The sequence below is a fragment of the Taklimakanibacter lacteus genome (assembly GCA_003576695.1).
Taxonomy (GTDB): Bacteria; Pseudomonadota; Alphaproteobacteria; order Rhizobiales; family Aestuariivirgaceae; genus Taklimakanibacter; species Taklimakanibacter lacteus.
The window spans coordinates 154,584-173,069 of sequence record QOZQ01000007.1 but is presented as its reverse complement, the minus strand read 5'-3'; the positions used below and the strand labels follow the sequence as shown (position 1 = coordinate 173,069).

At 61.3% G+C, this 18,486-nt stretch carries 18 protein-coding genes; 10 read left to right on the top strand and 8 right to left on the bottom strand.

What is annotated here, in order from left to right; translation table 11 throughout:
* Positions 1-22: 22 nt before the first annotated feature.
* Positions 23-517, bottom strand: a complete 495-nt coding sequence (locus DT068_RS15705; protein WP_119390811.1) for a cytochrome b — start codon at positions 515-517, stop codon at positions 23-25.
* A 197-nt stretch (positions 518-714) separates the two neighbouring features.
* On the opposite strand from DT068_RS15705, the gene DT068_RS15700 reads away from it, so the two are divergent.
* A complete protein-coding gene (locus DT068_RS15700; RefSeq protein ID WP_162914225.1) occupies positions 715-1,179 on the top strand; it encodes a hypothetical protein in 465 nt (154 codons plus the stop codon).
* A 75-nt stretch (positions 1,180-1,254) separates the two neighbouring features.
* Here DT068_RS15700 and DT068_RS15695 read toward each other — a convergent pair whose 3' ends face one another.
* Entirely contained in the window at positions 1,255-1,776 is a 522-nt protein-coding gene (locus DT068_RS15695; protein WP_119390809.1) for an Hsp20/alpha crystallin family protein, read from the bottom strand.
* Between the two features lie 193 nt (positions 1,777-1,969).
* Here DT068_RS15695 and groL point away from each other — a divergent pair, with 193 nt between their 5' ends.
* The 4 genes from groL to DT068_RS15675 are packed head-to-tail and all read left to right on the top strand — an operon-like array spanning position 1,970 to position 7,276.
* Positions 1,970-3,592: a chaperonin GroEL gene (groL, locus tag DT068_RS15690; RefSeq protein ID WP_119390808.1), complete on the top strand. Its 1,623-nt coding sequence runs from the start codon at positions 1,970-1,972 to the stop codon at positions 3,590-3,592.
* Between the two features lie 20 nt (positions 3,593-3,612).
* Positions 3,613-3,936 carry a c-type cytochrome gene (locus DT068_RS15685; RefSeq protein WP_368904756.1) on the top strand — a complete coding sequence of 108 codons (324 nt, stop codon included), beginning with the start codon at positions 3,613-3,615 and terminating at the stop codon, positions 3,934-3,936.
* A 30-nt stretch (positions 3,937-3,966) separates the two neighbouring features.
* A complete protein-coding gene (locus DT068_RS15680; RefSeq protein ID WP_162914224.1) occupies positions 3,967-6,474 on the top strand; it encodes a Lon protease family protein in 2,508 nt (835 codons plus the stop codon).
* Complete coding sequence (locus DT068_RS15675) at positions 6,455-7,276, top strand: hypothetical protein (protein WP_119390806.1); 822 nt, start codon at positions 6,455-6,457, stop codon at positions 7,274-7,276. The genes DT068_RS15680 and DT068_RS15675 overlap by 20 nt, the downstream gene beginning before the upstream one ends.
* A gap of 13 nt (positions 7,277-7,289) precedes the next feature.
* Here the strand turns inward: DT068_RS15675 and DT068_RS15670 are convergent, their stop codons facing one another.
* On the bottom strand, positions 7,290-8,510 hold the full coding sequence (locus DT068_RS15670) for an APC family permease (RefSeq protein ID WP_119390805.1): 1,221 nt from the start codon (positions 8,508-8,510) through the stop codon (positions 7,290-7,292).
* Between the two features lie 194 nt (positions 8,511-8,704).
* On the opposite strand from DT068_RS15670, the gene DT068_RS15665 reads away from it, so the two are divergent.
* From DT068_RS15665 to DT068_RS15655, 3 genes are all read left to right on the top strand, one after another.
* On the top strand, positions 8,705-9,811 hold the full coding sequence (locus DT068_RS15665) for a DUF2333 family protein (RefSeq protein ID WP_119390804.1): 1,107 nt from the start codon (positions 8,705-8,707) through the stop codon (positions 9,809-9,811).
* The gene (locus DT068_RS15660) at positions 9,718-10,050 is read left to right on the top strand and encodes a ChaB family protein (protein WP_438816439.1); all 333 of its coding nucleotides are present in this window, start codon (positions 9,718-9,720) and stop codon (positions 10,048-10,050) included. The genes DT068_RS15665 and DT068_RS15660 overlap by 94 nt, the downstream gene beginning before the upstream one ends.
* Before the next feature lie 94 nt (positions 10,051-10,144).
* Complete coding sequence (locus DT068_RS15655) at positions 10,145-10,984, top strand: universal stress protein (RefSeq protein ID WP_119390802.1); 840 nt, start codon at positions 10,145-10,147, stop codon at positions 10,982-10,984.
* A gap of 50 nt (positions 10,985-11,034) precedes the next feature.
* Here the strand turns inward: DT068_RS15655 and DT068_RS15650 are convergent, their stop codons facing one another.
* Complete coding sequence (locus tag DT068_RS15650) at positions 11,035-11,331, bottom strand: host attachment protein (RefSeq protein ID WP_162914223.1); 297 nt, start codon at positions 11,329-11,331, stop codon at positions 11,035-11,037.
* A gap of 312 nt (positions 11,332-11,643) precedes the next feature.
* Here DT068_RS15650 and DT068_RS15645 point away from each other — a divergent pair, with 312 nt between their 5' ends.
* Together DT068_RS15645 and DT068_RS15640 are read left to right on the top strand one after the other, a co-directional pair.
* Positions 11,644-12,057: a universal stress protein gene (locus DT068_RS15645; RefSeq protein WP_119390800.1), complete on the top strand. Its 414-nt coding sequence runs from the start codon at positions 11,644-11,646 to the stop codon at positions 12,055-12,057.
* A 107-nt stretch (positions 12,058-12,164) separates the two neighbouring features.
* Entirely contained in the window at positions 12,165-12,596 is a 432-nt protein-coding gene (locus tag DT068_RS15640; protein ID WP_119390799.1) for an ion channel, read from the top strand.
* On the opposite strand, the gene DT068_RS15635 is transcribed toward DT068_RS15640, so the two are convergent.
* The 4 genes from DT068_RS15635 to DT068_RS15620 all read right to left on the bottom strand — a co-directional run bounded on the left by DT068_RS15635 (position 12,579) and on the right by DT068_RS15620 (position 18,484).
* Positions 12,579-13,187, bottom strand: a complete 609-nt coding sequence (locus tag DT068_RS15635; RefSeq protein WP_368904755.1) for a hypothetical protein — start codon at positions 13,185-13,187, stop codon at positions 12,579-12,581. The two genes, DT068_RS15640 and DT068_RS15635, sit on opposite strands and share 18 nt — an antisense overlap.
* A gap of 18 nt (positions 13,188-13,205) precedes the next feature.
* Complete coding sequence (locus DT068_RS15630) at positions 13,206-14,045, bottom strand: universal stress protein (RefSeq protein ID WP_119390798.1); 840 nt, start codon at positions 14,043-14,045, stop codon at positions 13,206-13,208.
* 78 nt (positions 14,046-14,123) lie between these two features.
* Positions 14,124-15,695, bottom strand: coding sequence for a bifunctional aminoglycoside phosphotransferase/ATP-binding protein (locus DT068_RS15625; protein ID WP_119390797.1), 1,572 nt, complete (start codon positions 15,693-15,695; stop codon positions 14,124-14,126).
* Between the two features lie 35 nt (positions 15,696-15,730).
* Positions 15,731-18,484, bottom strand: coding sequence for a bifunctional acetate--CoA ligase family protein/GNAT family N-acetyltransferase (locus DT068_RS15620; RefSeq protein ID WP_119390796.1), 2,754 nt, complete (start codon positions 18,482-18,484; stop codon positions 15,731-15,733).
* Positions 18,485-18,486 lie beyond the last annotated feature (2 nt).

Here is an 18,486-nt window from a genome sequence, read left to right as displayed (position 1 = left end):
GTGTGCCGGTGATCCTGCTTCCCTAATCGCGGGGAACGAACATCCTTCGCAGTGTTCCGTCCTTCAGCCAGAGTTGATGATACAGGGACGCGCAGACATGCAGGGTTATCAATGCGATCAGGACCGGCTTCCCTGGTTCATGGATCTCGCCATAAGGATCCCCGATGTAGAATGCCAGGAGGCCCGAGATGGGCATGAAAATGAGGAGCACATAGAATGCGCCATGGCTGAGCTTCGCGGTCATCGCCATCCATCCCTGTTGCGGCGGCGGTGGCGTGCCAGCGACGGCTCGCAGCCACAATCTTGCGGCGACAAGCGCAAGGATCGCAATCCCCGCCCAATAATGCGTGTCGGCAAGAAACTGATCAAGGGGCGATGCGGGTGTACCCCTCTCATTGGAGTCGATTGCCTCGGCAATCGACTCTCCAAAAATCAGTTGCAGGAGAACCAGAGCGGCAATGAGCCAGTGCAGGGCAATTTGAAAGCCAGTGTAACCTGACTGGGGGCGGACTGACATGAGGTACCTTAAGGGAGATCAAATCACCGATTACGATAGACGCTGCTCCGTAATCGACTTTGACGGAGATCAAGGCAAACGACGATTCCGGAGGGGCAGGTCTTGATGCAAATCAAAGTGCACGGTCGGGCGTGGAATAAGCTTACATTATGTATAGTACACGAAACCGCGGCAACATGCTCATCCGGCTATCGGCCGTGGTTCTGCTTTTGGCGCCAGGCATTGTTCATGCCGAAGATTACAACACCGCGCTGTTGGCAATATCTTTCGATGATGGACGTGTGACCGCCGGAATGATGTGCAACAGCACGGGGCTCGGCAATGCCGATCCTGCGGGCGTCCCGCCTGTGTGCCGGAAATTTGAAGAGCCGGGCGCAAGAGCATGCCAGCGCTCGAGTTCGAGTATCCTGAATCCTGATATCCTGGCCTTTGACGTCACTCGATGGCCGCGGCATGCCGTGGCCGAGTTGGCGAACAGGCTGCAGCTGATGGATGATCCCCTGAACTATGATTTCTCAAGGGTAACTTTGGCAGGGTGGAAGGTCCGGAGGATCATGGAAAATCGGGGCCAAGACGGTCTTGCTCCGCTCGTATTCGAATTCAGTTCCGGTTCCTATCTGCTGATGAAAGCCCCCGGGCCTTCGTCGGCCTCCGGAAGCTGACAATCCTGGAGCGCGAGACAACGGGGGTGTTCGCCCGCGCTCCAGGCTGTCAGCGGTCCGATCGTTCGCCGCCGATCAGGCCGCTTTCACTTCGATCTTTTTGGTGGGCTTCTGCGCTTCGGCGCTCTTGGGCAGAACAACTGTCAGAACGCCCGCCCTGAGACTGGCCTCGATCTTGCCGCTATCCACTCCCTCGGGGATTTGGAAGCTGCGCTCGAACGATCCGTAGCGGCGCTCCGAGAGCTCAGTGTCGCCATGCTTCTCCTGCTTGAACTCCTTCTTCTCGCCTTTGATGGTCAGCCGGCCATTGACGAGTTTCACTTCGAGGTTGTCCGGAGCCATCCCCGGAACTTCGGCGGTGATCTCGTAAGACTTCTCATTGTCGACGATGTCGACAGCCAGTGCGGATGTCGTCTCAAGCCGGGTGAACGGCTCGATGTCGAAAATGGACCGCTGAAAGACCGGACGCCAGCCACGGTCGAATTGATCGAACATCTGGTTGATCTCGCGTTGCAAGCTCTGCAGCGGATGCCAGGGAGCAACCTCCGGCTTGCCGAGTCTGGTTTCTCTCGATACAGGCAATTTGGTTACGGTCATGATGTCCTCCTTGCTCGGATGAAGAAACGATTAATGCCCTTCGGTCCAATCTTCTTTGATCTCGATCAATCTGCCCAGGGATGGCAGCCTCCGTTGGGAATGCTGAAACGAGGCGGATTTGATCTGAGTCAACCTGTCCCGAATCCGGGTTCGCTAAACATCGCGATGCAGAATGCATCGCGAGGGTGGAGTCATGACTCACAAGCAAGTCCTCTTTCGTTCGGCCGCCCGAGAGAAGATTCTCCGCGGCGCCACGCAGCTCGCCGACGCCGTTCGTGTGACGCTCGGCCCTCGGTCGAAATCCGTGCTGATTGAAAAGAAGTGGGGCGCACCGGTAGTCTGCAATGACGGCGTGACGATCGCCAAGGAATTCGATCTCAAGGATCCGGAAGAAAATCTCGGCGCCCGCATGCTGCGGCAAGCTGCGGAGAAGACAGGCGACATGGTCGGTGACGGTACAAGCACATCGACGATCCTGGCGCATGCCATATTTGCGGATGGCGTGCGCAATGTGGTCGCCGGTGCCAGCGCCATCGAGATAAAGAAGGGTCTGGACAAGGCATTGCTGCGCGCGACCAAGACGCTGCGCGATATCTCGCGGCCGGTCAAGACCAGGCTCGAGAAGGAACAAGTCGCCGCGATCTCCGCCCACAATGATCCGGCGATGGGCAAGCTCGTCGGTGAGGCCATGGAGAAAGTCGGTGGGGAAGGCGTCATCACCGTCGAGGAATCGAAGACCACCGAGACAACGATGGAAGTCGTCGAGGGCATGCAGTTCGACCGCGGCTTCCTGTCCCCGTACTTCGTCACCGACGCCGAAAAGATGGAAGCGGTGTTGGAAGACCCCATGCTTCTTCTCGTCGACAGGAAGATTTCGACGCTTCACGATCTGATCAAGCTCCTGGAGGCAGCGGCGAAAGCAGGTGCGGCGCTCCTCGTAATCGCCGAGGACGTGGACGGCGAGGCGCTGGCGACGCTGGTGCTGAACCACGTCCGCGGGACCTTCCGGAATTGCGCGGTCAAAGCGCCGGCATTCGGCGACCGGCGCAAGGCGATATTGCAGGATATTGCCATACTGACCGGCGGGCAGGTGATTTCCGATGACCTCGGGCTGAAGTTGGAGAATGTGACGGTGGAGCAGCTCGGGCGGGCGAAGCGCGTGGTTGTCGGTAAGGACCAGACGACAATCATCGGTGGCGCCGGAGACGCGGGCGCCATCAAGGGGCGCGCCGATCAGCTGCGTCGCGAGATCGATGAGACGACCAGCGACTATGATCGCGAAAAGCTGAAAGAACGATTGGCGAAGCTCGCGGGCGGCGTGGCGGTGGTCCGGGCGGGCGCACCGACCGAGGCGGAAATGAAGTCCAAGAAAGAGGCATTGGACGACGCCATAAATGCGACGAAGGCCGCGGTAGCGGAGGGTATAGTTCCCGGCGGAGGTCTTGCCTTGCTGAAATGCATCACCGAGGTCGCCGAGGAAGAAAAGACCTGCGAGGGGGATGAGCGGACCGGGGTGCAGATCCTGAAGCGTGCCCTTGAGGCCCCGGCCCGTCAGATTGCCGAGAACTCCGCGGTCGATGGCGGTGTCGTGGTCGCCAGGATGATCGAGGGAAAGGGCAGTTTTGGCTTCGACGCGGGCCGCAAGGAATATGTCGACCTGATGGCGGCTGGCATCATCGACCCGACGAAGGTCGTCCGGATTGCGTTGGAGAACGCAGTTTCTGTCGCAAGTGTCCTGCTCTTGACCGAGGCGACGATGACCGAGGTTCCGGAGTCCGCCAAAGAGCGCGTGGCCGAGCCGGAAATGGCGATGTAGTTTCTATCCGGGGACGAGACATGCTTCTGAAAGCCGGCATACCCACGCTTCTCCTTCTCGCGATGGCAGCTCAACAGGCATTCGGAGACACCTCCCTGATCGATACGGGCCGATTGCTCGCGGAAGCGAACTGCCAGCGATGCCATAGCATCGAGCGGACCGGTGACAGCCCATTCGTCGAAGCGCCCCCGTTCCGCGTCATCGCACGAATGTACAAAGCATCCGATCTGGAAGAGGCCTTCGTGGAAGGAATCGTGGTCGGACATCCGGCAATGCCCGAATTCCAGATGACGGGCGAGCAGGCCGCGGCGATTACGGCATATATCGACAGCCTGGGCCACTGAAGCCTGATATTCATCATTGGGCGAATGGACATGTCAAATGACGCCACGATCGGAGATGCCGGGCACGAGCCGGAAAGCCCGCCGCCTGAGGTTCCTCGGCTCCTCCCGCCTACGGCTCTGCGAGTCGAATGCGATCCCGCCTGTCTCGGCTTCTCGACAACGTCGGAGCTTGAGCCGCTAAGCGGCTTCTTCGGCCAGGATCGCGCCGCGCATGCGATCAGATTTGGCACCGGCATCCGACAGCCCGGCTACAACTGCTTCGTGCTCGGGCCTGCCGCCGCCGGTGGTCAGCGCGCCATTCGCGCCTTCCTGTGTGAACGCGCGCGTGCCGAGCCAGCGCCTGACGATTTTGCCTATGTGAATAATTTCGACGACAGTCGCCGCCCCCGTGCGTTGCGGCTGCCACCGGGGCGCGCGCAGCTGCTGCGCAACGACATGCAAGAACTGGTGGGCGAGCTCGGCATTTCCATTCCAAGCCTGTTTGAATCGGAGGAATACAAATCACGTCGTCGCGCGGTCGATGAGGCATTCGAGAATGCACAGGAGAAGGCCCTTGAAGCGCTGGAAACAAAGGCGGGAAGCCAGGATATCGCCATTCTGCGCACGCCGATGGGCTTTGCCTTTGCTCCGAAGGAAAACGGGCAGATCGTAACGCCGGACGACTACCGCAAGTTGCCGCGGGACCGGCGCGAGGAGATCGGCAAGAAGATTGAAGCCCTTCAGGATGAGCTGCGGTCCGCTCTCGAAAAGATTCCTCAGATGGACAAGGAGCGCCGCAAGCAGATTCGCTCGATCAACAATGAGATGGCGCGGTCCGCTATCAAAGTTGCGATCGCGGATGTCTATGAGCATTTCAAGGACATTCCAGCGGTGACGAGTTTCCTGTCGGGGGTCGAACACGATCTCGTGGAGAATGTCGAGTTATTCTTGAAGCCGACCGGGACGCAGGAGGATGAGCCGGCGGCGTCGACGGTGATTCCGGCGAGGGACACGCGCCTGCGGCGTTATGCCGTGAATGTGATGGTCTCATCGGGCGACTGCTCAAAGGATGCGCCCCGTGTAGCGCCCGTGGTTCACGAAGAGCACCCGACCCTGGCCAATCTGATCGGCCGTATCGAGCATGTCTCCCATATGGGAGCGCTCCTGACGGACTTTACGCTGATCCAGCCGGGCTCCCTGCACCGGGCGAATGGCGGATACATCATTATCGATGCCTTGAGCATCCTGCGGCAGCCCTTCGCCTGGGACGCGCTGAAGCGAGCCTTGCGAACGGAGGTCATAGCGGTCGAATCCGCATTGGATCAGATGAGTCTCACGAGCACGACGACTCTTGAGCCCGAACCGATTCCGCTGTCGATCAAGGTGGTGCTGGTCGGCGACCGGCAGCTTTATCATCTGCTGGCCGGGCTCGATCCGGATTTCCCCAAGCTCTTCAAGGTTCAGGTCGAGTTCGACGACGAGACCGTTCGGTCCGCTGAAAATCTGGCGCTGTTTTCCCGGTTCGTGGCGAATGTCATTCGCGACTGGAAGCTGAGGCCTTTTGATGCCGGCGCCGTGGCGGCACTGTCGGAGGAGGCCTCGCGCATTGCTGACGACAGCGAGCGATTGTCGCTGCACACCAGCCGGTTGGCCGACCTCGTACGCGAGACCGACTATTGGGCGGGTGAGGCGGGAGCGACGACGAGCGCGCGCGAGCATGTCGAAAAGGCCGTGGCGGAACAGACCCGCCGAGCCGACCGGATCCGCGAAAAAGCACATGAAGCCGTCGCCCGGGGCATCGTCCTGGTCGATCTCGAAGGTGAAAAAATAGGGCAGATCAATGGGCTGTCCGTGCTTTCGATCGGCGATTTCCGTTTCGGCAGGCCGACGCGCATCACCGCCAGGGTGCGCATGGGTACCGGCAAGGTCATCGATATTGAGCGTGAGGTCGAGCTTGGCGGCCCAATTCATTCGAAAGGCGTGCTCATCCTTTCGAGCTTCCTCGCGACGCGCTATGCTCTTGATGAGCCGATCTCAATGGCGGCAAGCCTGGTCTTCGAGCAAAGCTATGGCGGTGTCGAGGGCGACAGCGCATCGGCAGCCGAACTCTTCGTGCTGATGTCGGCGCTGTCCGGCCTCCCTCTGCGTCAATCACTTGCCGTGACCGGGTCAATCAATCAGTTGGGCGAGATACAGGCAATCGGAGGCGTAAACGAGAAGATCGAAGGTTTCTTCGACGTCTGCGCCGGGCGCGGCCTCAACGGCCAGCACGGCGTCATCATTCCTGCTTCCAATGTAAAGCATCTCATGCTGCGCCGCGAAGTCGTGAAAGCGGCATCGGACGGGCGCTTCCGCATCTACGCCATCCGCCATGTGGACGAGGGTATTGCCCTGCTTGCCCGAAGGGCGGCGGGAGAACGCACTTGCGAAGGCGCATTTCCGGCCGGCAGCGTGAACGGCTTGATCGAGGAAAAGCTTCGCACCTATGCCCAACTGCGCCGTCGCTATGTCACCGGCGCGGCAATTGGAAAAACGGGCGATGACAAGATCGACGCCTGATCGTCAGGCTCTCATAATGCCGGTCCGTCGCGTGCTCATTGGATTTGGCAGCGCCGGCACCGGGACGGAAGATCTCGACATGGCGGGCGACTTGGCCCTGGCGCTCGAGGTTGAGCTGGCCGGCCTCTTCGTTGAGGAAGAACTGCTCTATCAAATCAGCGAGCTGCCGACGTCGTCGGCAATTGGCGCACAGGGGCAGATCGTGCAGGGCCTGGACAAGGCGTCCATCAGCCGGGCCATTGCCGGTCGCGCGCAGGCCTGCCGGCGGGCCCTGTCACGGAGGGCGGAAAGAGGTCACCTGCAATGGTCATTCGAGATCCAGCACGGCGAGGCCGCCAGCATTATTGCCGCGCGGGTCAAGGACGACGACATCCTCCTGATCACCGGGACCACGGCAAGCACGACACTACGTGCCAAGATGGAGCTCGCCAAGCAGATGAGGGCCATGCCGGGAGCCAACCTGATCGTTCCTGATTTCCTGCGCCGGCGCAGCGGGCCGGTCGTCGTCCTTCATCCCATGGATCATGACTTTCTCGATATGGCAGCAAGGGTGGCGACGCGGCTTGAAGAGCGCCTTGTCCTCGTGGCGCGTGGAGGGGAAGGAGAGGCCGGACCACGTTTGCCGATCAACAAGCTCTCGCGCGTGACAGCGGAGCAACCCGCACAGATCGCAGCTGTTCTGAGCAGCCTGCGGCCCCGTCTGTTGGTGGTGAGCCGCACCGACGCCGTCTTGGCGGACTCGGTCAGGGCTGGTGAGCTGTTGCGGGCAGCGGGAGCGCCGATCCTCCTGGTAAATTCCTGACGGTCGGTGGTTCTCAGCCTCCCGCGACCAACAAAACCCCACACAACAGAACGCCAAGGACCGGCACCCACAAGGGGACGATGAAGGTGCCGGGAGGCGGCGGCGTGCCGCGAAGCTTGATCCTGACCAGGGCGGAACAAGCCAGGATGAAGATCGCGAGCGTAATCCGCGAGGTCCATTCCGCGAGGCCCGAGATGGGGAAAGCGAGCGCCAGGACGAGCGCCGACCCGGCCGCAATGCCGGTGGCAAGGAGCGGCGTGCGGGTCACAGAATGGACAAGAGCGAAGATCGCGGGCAACTGCTTCTTGTTTGCCAGGCCATAGAGGACTCTCGAAGTCATGATGATCTGGACAATGATGCCATTGAGCGTCGCCACGATCGCAATCAGCGTGATCGCCACGGGCGACATGCCGGTCATACGTGAGAACAGCGCCGCCAGAGGCGCCTCCGTCAAGGCGAGTTCCGCAGGGTCAATGGCGAGGACAGCCACCGTCGCGACCGCCACATAGAGAAGGGTGCTGAGCCCGAGCGTGATGAAGATTGCGTATCCGATCGTCCGCTGCGGGTTCTTGGTTTCCTCGGCGATCGAATCGATGTTTTCAAACCCGATAAAGGCAAAGAAGGCGATCAGGCTTGCTGCCGCCAGTCCGGGCAAATGAGCCCGGTCCAATGCCACTGAAATTTCGTCGAGCCTGTAAAGGATGTCGGCTTCGCTGACCGCCGCGCCAGCGAGGATGGCAAGCAAGCCGCCGATCTCGATGAGCGTCAGGAGGCCTGCGAACAGGATCGACTCGCGTATGCCCCAGGCCGCCACCAGCCCCATGAGAACGAATATGGCGGTCACGATCGCGGCATGCGGGAGATCGACGACTTGCGCAATATATCCGGCCGACCCCAGTCCAATGGTGGCGGAGGAAACTACCCCTACCGAGGCAACGGCCAATCCGACGGCCAGCGTCAGCCAGTTCATGTGAAAGGCTTCATCGACGAAATGAGCTTCGGCGGCGGCGAATGGCAGCCTGCCCGTGAGTTCGGCGAAGGAAGCGGCCGGGCAGGCCATGACCAGACTGGCGATGACAAAGGCAAGGGGTGCGGACATTCCCGCGCGCCCGGCCGTCTCGCCAATCAGCACATATATGCCGGCGCCGATGGTGACGCCCAGTCCATAGAGGACCACCATCGGAAGGCTGAGTGTGCGCTTCAGCCCGGGCTCGATCGTCGAAGCTTTGTTCATGACGTAACCATGGTCGCACGGGGAGCCGGCCCTCATTGACAAGGGTCAAAAGGGAATGATGGGCACTGAATGCAGGCCGCCTCAGCGCCGGTTGCAGCTTGACGCAGATCAACTCATGAGCGCCGCAAGTCGATATTTTCGTGATTGTTCGGCTGCGCGTCGATTACGGTAGCAGTCGGGAAAGGCATTGTTGCATGGCTGAAGGACTCCTGGATGGAGCCAGGCGCTGGCTCAGGCCCCTCGGCGGCCAAAGCAGGATAATGAGGCCGAGAATCCTGGCAATAGGAATCTTTGCAGCCGCGATCCTGGTGCTTGTTGCGCTTTACGCCCATTTCTTCTGGGCCACTCAGCGCTGGACGAACTTCAACCCGGATTACCCCATCAGCAGCGGCCTGCGATCGTCGGATGCCTCGCTCGGCACTCGCGCCGGCTCTGAAAAGGGCGGCGCCGGCGGCGTGAAGGAAGGGACGACGGGCCAGGAAATTCAGGCCTGCCGACGTTCCGCCATCGTCGACGTCACCGCCGATCTGATCGACTTCAATGTCAACCAGAACGACTGGGTCTCCTCGATGGTCCTCTACAAGATTGGCTTGTTCGGGCTCGACTGGGACGCAACGCCGTTCTTCGACAACAAGGCCGCATTCCAGCGGGGCATAAACCAGGCGGTAAGGCGAACGACGATTGAGCTCGTCGATACTCTGGCCCGCGTGCGTGGCACGTCCCAGCCGGACCCGAATCTGCAGGATGCCCGCGGCAATCTGCAGTTCGACGAGTACACCTGGTATTTCGGGGTCCATCCGTTCGGCCCCAAAACGCCGACGCCGAGTTTCTACCGGTCCGCGATGAGGGATCTGCGCACCTTCAACGATCGCCTGGAGAAGTGTCAGGCAATATTCGACCCGCGCGCCGACAATCTCGTGCAGTTCATCGATCGCGTCGCAAACGACATAGGTGCGACTTCGGCTATCCTGCGCGAGCGTTCGGAGCAGCATGACAGCGGCTGGTTCGATACCCGTGCCGACGATCGTTTCTGGTTCGCCTACGGCCAGCTCTACGCCTATTCCGGCGTTCTGCGGGCCGCTCATCTCGACTTCCAGGATGTCATAGCCCAGCGCGGCCTGACTGAGCTGTGGCGAACGGCCGAACGTCAGATGCGTGGCGTGCTCGATCTCAGACCCTTCATCGTCTCGAATGGCGCCGAATCCGGATGGCTGATGCCTTCCCACCTGACCGCCTTGGGATTCTATATCTTGCGCGCCCGTTCAAATCTCGTCGAGATCAGGCTCGTGCTCGATCGGTAGCGAGGCCTGCGATGCCATATGCGGTCAATGCCGATCTTCCAGGCTCCATCAGGCGCAATCTCCCCGAGCATGCGCAAGACATCTATCGCGCGGCATTCAATCACGCTTTTGCCGCTCATGCGGGAGACCCGCGCCAGGAAGAGGTGGCGCACCGTATCGCCTGGGCAGCGGTCAAGCGGACATACGTGAAGCTGGGCAGCAGATGGGTAAGCAAAGCTGATCCACGGCAGCTCCCGTGAAGCCCAGGGCACCTGATTGTCATGTTTGACCCAAGTCAACGGCCGCGAGGCCACAGAGTCTATCTTGTGCAATTGCCAGCTCAAGGGGTGAAACATGGCCTACAAAACCATTCTTGCCAGCCTGAACGAAGTATCGCAGCTGCGCTCGGTCCTGAGTGCCGCCGCCGCCGTAGCGCGCAAAGACGCGGCCCATGTGATCGGCCTCTATGTCATCCCGGCGATCGAGCTTCAGGTTGGCTCCGAGATACAGGTTCTCCCCGTGGAGAATGATGAGCTTCAGCAATATTTCAAGCGGCAGGAGAAGACCGTCAGGGTCGCCTTCGAGAGTACGGTCCTGGAGGCGGGCTGTCAGGGTGAGTTTCGCGTCATTGAGGCGCTGTACCCGCATATTGCCGCAACCGTCGTGGAAGAGGCTAGGGAGGCGGATCTGGTGATTGTCGGCCATTCCAGTTCTGCCAGCAGTCGTGCTCTTGGCGCGGATTTCTCCGAGCAGCTCTGCATCGGGTCAGGCCGGCCGACGCTCGTCATGCCGGCCAACGGCCAGACCGACCTTCTGCTCGATCGGGTACTGGTCGGCTGGAACGGATCGCGAGAAGCTGCCCGCGCCGTCTTCGACAGCATTCCGCTGCTGCAACGCGCCGATGAGGTCCTGATTGCATATGCTTGTGCGGAGTCAAAGCTTCAACCGCGACTGGAAGCCCGCCGGGAAGAGCTGGAGAAGACGCTTCTGCGCCACGGCATACCCGCGCACGCCGTCGATCTCGAGAGCCCGCGTGAAGCCGGGAAGGCCCTGCTTGAAGGCGCCGAGACTCGCAGAGCCAATCTCATGGTCATGGGCGCCTATGGTCACGCCCGATTGCGCGAATTCATCCTGGGAGGAGCAACCCGGTCCGTGCTGAAAGGCATGACATGTCCCGTTCTGTTCTCGCATTGAAACGGGAAAGTTCTGATGAAAGTCGTGGGCATGATGGCTGGCCACAGGTATCAGGCGATCAAGCCCGAGCATGATCGACAGATCAGGTGCAGCGGCAGGAATCTCGACAGATCCTGATCACGAATCCCGCTCAGATCCCTGTCGACACGGGCGACGACTTTCGCCTGGCTGCCGGCGGGCAGAGAAGATAACAGTGTCGCGAGAATGGCAGCGGGGGCAACGAGGATCAGGCTGTCGAACCCGACGACGTCATTGTCCACGCCCGCATTCTGCATGGCCGACGCGAGGAGATCACACATATCGGTCGATTTGCGCGGATCGTCACAGACCAGCAGAAATGCCGACATGGCGGGATGCCTTATTCTTCGGAATGTCCGGAAGAACCGTCCTCCGACGCGCTCCACATACCGAACACCGGCCCCGCCGGCGAGGACGTAAAGTACCTTCTCGCTGTGCATCCTGGTCGTCCGTTGAACCAACAGCCAAGATTAGGCCTTCAGGCGGCTGTCCCATTTGACCCTTGTCAAATCGACCTCGGCCTCCGCCGGGCAGGGCTGTCGTCGCGCGGCTTGTGGAACAATAGCCATTTGACCGGGATCAAAGCCCCGCGCCGGCAATGAGAGCACTAGTTGTCAAATTGCTGCTGATGGGAGCTGATCATGGATAGACATGTACTTGTGGCGACCGACGACACGGAACATTCGAAGCTTGCGGTGGCCTATGCCATTCATCTCGCGATCGTGAACAAGGCGGAACTGACGATTGTCGTGGTGAATGTGGCGATGGGCGGCGCAAGGGGACCGGTGCTTTACTCCTATGATGAAGCGGAGGCCAGGCGGATCACCGGCCGCGCGGCCGAAAGGGCGCGTTTGGCTGGCCTCAGTGATGTGCATGAAGCCGTGATTCTCAGCCGCGAAGCGGATTCCGGCATCGTGCAATATGCCGATGAGAAGAAGATCGATCACATCGTCGTCGGAACTGGGGACAAAGGCCTGGTATCGCGGCTTGTGCTTGGGTCTGTCGCAGCCGACGTGGCGCGGCGCGCGCATTGCACGGTGACGATCGCGCGGTGAGGGCGCCAGGGATTGCAGCGGGAAGCAGCCGCCATGTCGTCTGCTGTCGCAGGAGCACGCTGAGGATCCGCAGGCCGCGTCAGGGGCTCTAAAGGACATGGCGCACAATGCTGTTTAACCTCGCCGTCGGAACGGCTGTCATCCTGACGACCATCCTGATCCACACCGCGGGCCTGATCGGCATTACCCACGCCATGACGTGGCTCGTCGGCCGTTTCCGGATGCATGGCCGCAGGAGCCGTGTCGTGGCGATCGTGACGGTGGTGCTGGGGCTGTTCACCGTTCTGACCGTCGAAGTGTGGCTTTGGGCCATATGCTACCTTTTGGTCGGCGCCTTCAATGACCTCGAGACAGGGCTCTATTTCTCGACTGTGACGTTTTCAACTCTTGGATTCGGCGATGTATTGCCGCCCGAGAGGTGGCGCCTCCTTTCCGCATTGGAGGCGGTCAACGGATTCCTGGTCATTGGCTGGTCGACAGCCTATCTGGTCGCCGCATCGACACGGGTAGGGCCGTTCCGCTCAGGCGAGCACTTCTGACCGATGCGCAAGGGCGAAGGTTCGCTCGCTTGCTTCCGGATCGTAGCGGCACTCTTCAATTCTGGCCCCGGCAAGCCGGCGATAGAGATTGCGCTTCCGAACCATCGGCCACCATTCATAGAGGAATATCTCGAGCGGACGCCAGTTCGCGACCCAGCCCAGGATCAGGAAGCTTTCCTGGATCAGCCGGTCCAGGGGAGGATTTTCGAAGAAACGCGCCGTCAGCTGGGCGACCAGCAAACAGCCCAGGAGCGTCGCGACGCCGACGGCCAGCGAATAACGCCCGACACGAAACAGCTCATTCAGATCCCTTTGAGCAGATTGCGCCCGCGCCGTGAAATATTTCGCCATCGCCTGCTTGAGCGCCTCGAAGGCGCTCCTTTGACGGGTCGTGTCCGGATAGTGAATCGCGATCGTGATCGGCCGGTGCGGTGCCAGTTCGCGGGCCCATCCAACTATGAATTCCTCGGCATCCCGGTTCAGATCCCTTTCCGGGAAGGGATATGGGTCGAGTGTATCAAAGAGCTGGACAACGTCGTCGACCCGGATCTCTATCGTATCCTGTACAGGATCATTTCGGGCGATGGCCATGCTTCCAGGACCGCTGCGCTAGTGGGAAAAGAACACGGGGCATTTCATGCCCTTGAGGACGGACTTGGTCGCGCCGCCCAGAACCATCTCGCTCAGACGGGAATGGCCGTAGGCGCCCATGACCAGAAGCTCGGCCGCGCTGTCGGCGACCACGGTCAGCAGTGTCTCACCTGCCTCCCTCCCGCCCGTCGAGACAGGTTCGATCTCGGCATTGACGCCGTGGCGCGACAAGGCGGCGGCAAGTTCGCTGCCGGGCGAGCTGCCTGGATGCGGGTATTCCTTTTCCGGATCCACCCAAACGATCTCGACCTTCTTGGCCCTCTGCAGCAGCGGCACACTGTCGAATGCGGCGCGCGTCGCTTCGCGCGTGCCGCTCCAGCCCATGACGACAAGGTCGGCAGCCAGGCTCGTTCTGCCGTTTCTGGGCAGGACAAGTGTGGGCCGCCCGGTCGACAGCAGGATTCGTTCGACGAAGCTGCGTCCGACGACCGACAGGCTGGTTTCATCGGGCGGCTGGCTGACGATGGCGATATCGGCCCGGCGGGCGCAGTCGATCACGCGGCCGGTAATGTCGGGACTGGTCGAATCGATGACGGTGATGTCGCCACGAATGCCATTGTCGAGCCTGGCCTTGTCGAATTCCGCACGGACAGATTTCTCCGAATTCGCGAACAATTCCCGATTGCCTTCGAAGATGATCGGCTCGAAGCCGATGCCAGCACAGACTTCGATGGCGGGGATGACATAGATGCCCTGCAGATGGGCATCGAACGCCCGGGCCATCCCGGCGGCGCTCTCCAGCACGGCCTGGTTGCGGCCAAGATCATTCAGGCTGACAAGGATCGTCTTGTAGGACATTGCACGTCTCCTCGGTCGAAAGACCCGGCGCTGAGAATAGTGAGGAATGCCGGACGATCTTTGACCGAGGTCAAGCTTTCAACTCGCCAGCCTGTTCGCGAAGGGCGGCCTGATCCCCAGGCAATGCATGGCGGCGCATTGGATTTCCGCTGGCGTCTTGGCAGCGTCCAGGCTGGTCCAGCCAGGTGGCGCTTCGGCAACCGGCTGCCGGCGGAGAACCTCGGCTGTCGCATCCGAGGCATCGTTGGAACGGTTGAACAGACGGCGCATCAGGAGGCCGGTCGGGGCTTCAAGCCAGATCCCCCGGAATTCGACTTTGGCGCGTGTGGCGATCTCGGCCACGGCGCTCGCCTCGAACTCATTCAGGAAAGTGGCATCGATCACCACGCTCTGGCCGGCGCGCAAGGCGGATTCAGCCTGCCGGTCAAGCATCTCGTAAATGCGGTTGGACACGTCCGGCCGGTAGGCGGAGGAAGGGAGGCGATCCGTCTCTGGCGCATTGAACTGGCGCTTGCGCTCGATGTCGCTTCTGAGATGGATTGCCCCCGGCGGACGGCCAATGGACGGCGCCAGCGCTCCAGCGAGTGTGCTCTTGCCGGTGCCCGAGCGGCCGCCAACGGCGATCAGTGTCGGGCGATGCGGCTGCAGGAATTCCCGCGCCGTCTCGAAATAGAGCCGAGCATCGGCAACGGCGTGCTTGGCGGTTGCCTTTCGGGCTGCATTCAATGCCGCTACCTTCGCTCTGATCGCCGCCCTGAGGCCCAGGAACAATGGAAGAGCAGAGAGGCCCTCCGCCTCCTCCATTATATCACCGGTGCGCCACAAATAGCGGTTCAGGATGGCGTTCGCCTCGCTCCTGAGGTTCCTGTGCCACAGATCCATCAGAAGGAAGGCGAGATCATAGAGGACGTCGGTCGTCGCCATAGATTCGTCGAACTCGATGGCGTCGAAAAGTGTCGCCTTGCCATCGAGCAGCACGATATTGCGTAGATGCAGGTCACCATGGCAGCGCCGCACATGGCCGGTGGCCTCCCGGATCACCAGGAGGCCGCGGATCTCTCGTAAAGCCATCCGCACCGCCCGGCTGAACTCCTCGACATTCTCGTGCGGGAAGATGTGGGCCGCCTGGAGGAGCTCGTTGATCGTCTCGTGGACGACATCCTCCAGAGCCTCGGTCGCATGCCCGTTCCTCACCACCTTGGCCGCGGCATGCGCTTCGCAGACGACGGTGGCGAGGTCGCGAATGACCTGCGGATCGAGCTTTCCCGCATCCGCCAACCGGTCCAATGTGAGATTCTCATCGAATCTGCGCATATGAACGGCCCACTCGACCACCGTGCCGGGGCCAGAGAGACGCAATCCTTCCGCCCCCCTTCTGATCGCCACCACACCCTTGTAGAGACTGGGCGCGAAGCCGTGGTTTACGGCGAATTCGCGCTCGCAGAAGTACTTTCTCTTCTCAAGAGAGGAGTAGTCGAGGAAAGGCAGCTTGACGGCGCGTTTGACCTTGTAACCGTTCTCGCCGGCAAGGAAGATTACCGAACAGTGCGTGTCGATCCTCACGGGCGGGTTCGCGAGGCCATGAGCATCGGCGGTGCCGAGATAGTCCAGCACCTCTTTCTGCGACACGTCGGGAAGCCTGGGTTCCATGGCACATGGCCGGTTGTTTCAGTTGGTCAATCCTCTTACGGCATGGCGGGTTCCCGGCCATGACCTGGATCAATTGCCGCCCGCGCGGCAGGATCGGCAGCCAATATGAGGCTCACATCGCAGGCTCTCTCCTGACCCGGACCTGCGATCACGAAGCCAAGCTCCCGGCACAGCCGAAGCATTGCCTGGTTCTCCGGGAGGACCTGCCCGGTAATGGCGCCATATCCTTCGGTCCGGCCATAGCGGATCGCGAGATTCATCAAGCGCGTTCCCAGGCCGCGGCCCTTGAAGTCGGATCTTACGAGAATGGCGAACTCCGCCGCCTTGTGGTCGGGGTCGGCGTGAAGCCTCACCACGCCGAGCACCTCACCCGAGTCATGGTCCAAAGCCAGGAACGCTATTGTGCGGCCATAGTCGGGCTGGGTGAGCCGTGCAATGAACTGATGGCTGAAGTGCCGCATGGGCGAGAAGAATCTGAGGCGAATGTCTTCTTGGTCTATCCGTTCGAGAAATGACAGCAGAGCCGGCTCGTCCTCGGGCCTGATCGGGCGCATGAGCAGCTTCTCGCCGCCCCGCAGGGTTTCCTGCTGTTCCCATTGCCATGGATAGGGCCTTATCGCAAAGCGCGTATTGGGTGCGGCGCGAAACTCTTCCGGCCGGAACCGGGCTATGGCAATGCGGGCATCGAGGACGACGGCGCCATCGGCGTCGGCAAGCAGCGGGTTCAGGTCCACCTCACGGATCTCGGGGAAGTCCGCGGAGAGCTGGGAAAGCCTGGTCAGAATGCCGGCGACAGCGTCGACTTTTGCCGCACCGACATTGCGGTATGGTCCCAGGAGGCGAAACACTCGCGTCCTGGACATGAGTTCGCGGGCCATGGCCAAATCCAGCGGCGGCAGCGCCAGGGCTTTGTCATTCGTCACCTCGACGGATATGCCGCCGGCGCCAAACATGATGATCGGTCCAAAGGTCTGATCATCGGCGATTCCGGCAATGAGCTCGCGTGCCTGCAGGCGTGTGATCATCGGATGAAGCGTGACGCCGTCAATATTCGCATCCGGCATCGCCGCCTTCGCAGCCGCCATGATTTCTGCGGTAGCTTCACGGACCTCTCGCGGTGTCTTGAGGTTGAGCCGGACTCCGCCGATATCGGACTTGTGGATGATGTCACGTGAGAGGATTTTCGCAACGACCGCAGGATGCCTCTCGAGGAGAGGAGATGCGCCGCGTGCCGCTTCATCCGGATTGGCGGCGAAGACCGCTTCCACCATTGGAATGCCGTAGGATGTGAGCAGGCTCGTCACTTCAAGGGGGGCCAGCCAGGAGCGGCCCTCGGAAAGAGCCGTCTTGATGATCTCATGCGCCGACTTCCTGTCGGGTTCGAAGTCTTCGAGAGCCTGTGGCGGGCTCGCCATCAGGGCCTCCTGTGCCTCGCGATAACGCACGAAATGCATGAAACCCTGAACGGCTTTCGCTTCGCTCGCAAAATGCGGAATGTTTCCGGCTTCGAATGTCCCGGCCGAAGCGGGGTCGTCGGCGATCCAACTGGTGAAGACGGGCTTGCCGGCGCTTTTTCTTGTCCGATGCGCGTCTATGACCTGGGCAACCTGCGCCGCCGAAGCTTCGGATGACGCAAGCGCCGTCTCAACATTCAGGACGAGAACCGCATCGTTGCCATCGTCGTCGAGCAATGCCTGCAGCGCCCCCGCATAGCGGTGGGCATCGGCATCCCCGACGATGTCCACCGGATTTGAATGCGACCAGCCTTCAGGCAAAATGCGGCCGAGGCTTTCCGCGGCCGTCGGCGATATGTCCGCAAGCGTGCCGCCGAGATCGATCAGCCGATCGGTGGCGAGCACGCCGAGGCCGCCGCCATTGGTGAGAATGGCGAGTCTGCGGCCCGGAAACGGCCGCAGTCTTCCCAGCCCTTCAGCCGCGACGAAGAACTCGTCGAGATCGGCCACCCGGAGCAGGCCCGCACGGCGGAAAGCCGCATCGTAGACGGCATCGCTGCCGGCAAGCGCGCCCGTATGTGTCGCCGCGGCGATGGAGGCCTGACGGTGTCGTCCCGCCTTCATGACGATCACCGGCTTGACGCGCGCCGCCGCGCGCGCGGCGGAGAGAAACTTCGAGGAATTGGTTATCGCTTCGACATAGAGAAGGATGGCCCGGGTTTGCGGATCCAGGGCGAAGTGATCGAGAAGGTCGGCGAAATCTATGTCGAGGGCGTCACCGATCGACGCGACGGCGGAAAATCCGATGGACCGCCGGGCGCTCCACTCGACCAGGGCTGCGGCGATGGCGCCTGACTGCGAGACGAGCGCGAGATTCCCTGACCTTGCCGGCCGGGCGGCGAAGCTGGCATTGAGCCCGATCGGCGGGACCAGCAGACCGAGGCCATTGGGCCCGAGTATTCTCAGTCCATGCCGACGTGCGGCCTTCAGAGCCTCACCGGCGAATGAACCCTCTCCATGGCCCAGTCCGGCCGATATGACGATGGCCGCAGGCACTCCGGCCTCGCCCGCCTTTCCGATGATCTGTGGAACGGCTGCCGCGGGAGCGGTCACCACGATCAGGTCGGGAAGCTCCCCGAGCGATGTCAGCGACGAGGCGGTCGCCATACCCTCGATAACCGGATAGTTCGGATTTATGACGTGGATCCGGCCCCTGAAGCCGGCTGATTTCAGATTGGCGAGGACCGCCCTTCCCAGCGATCGCGGCTTCGGACTGGCCCCCACCACCGCGACGGATCGGGGACGAAACAGCTTGTCGAGACGATAGGTGCTCATGA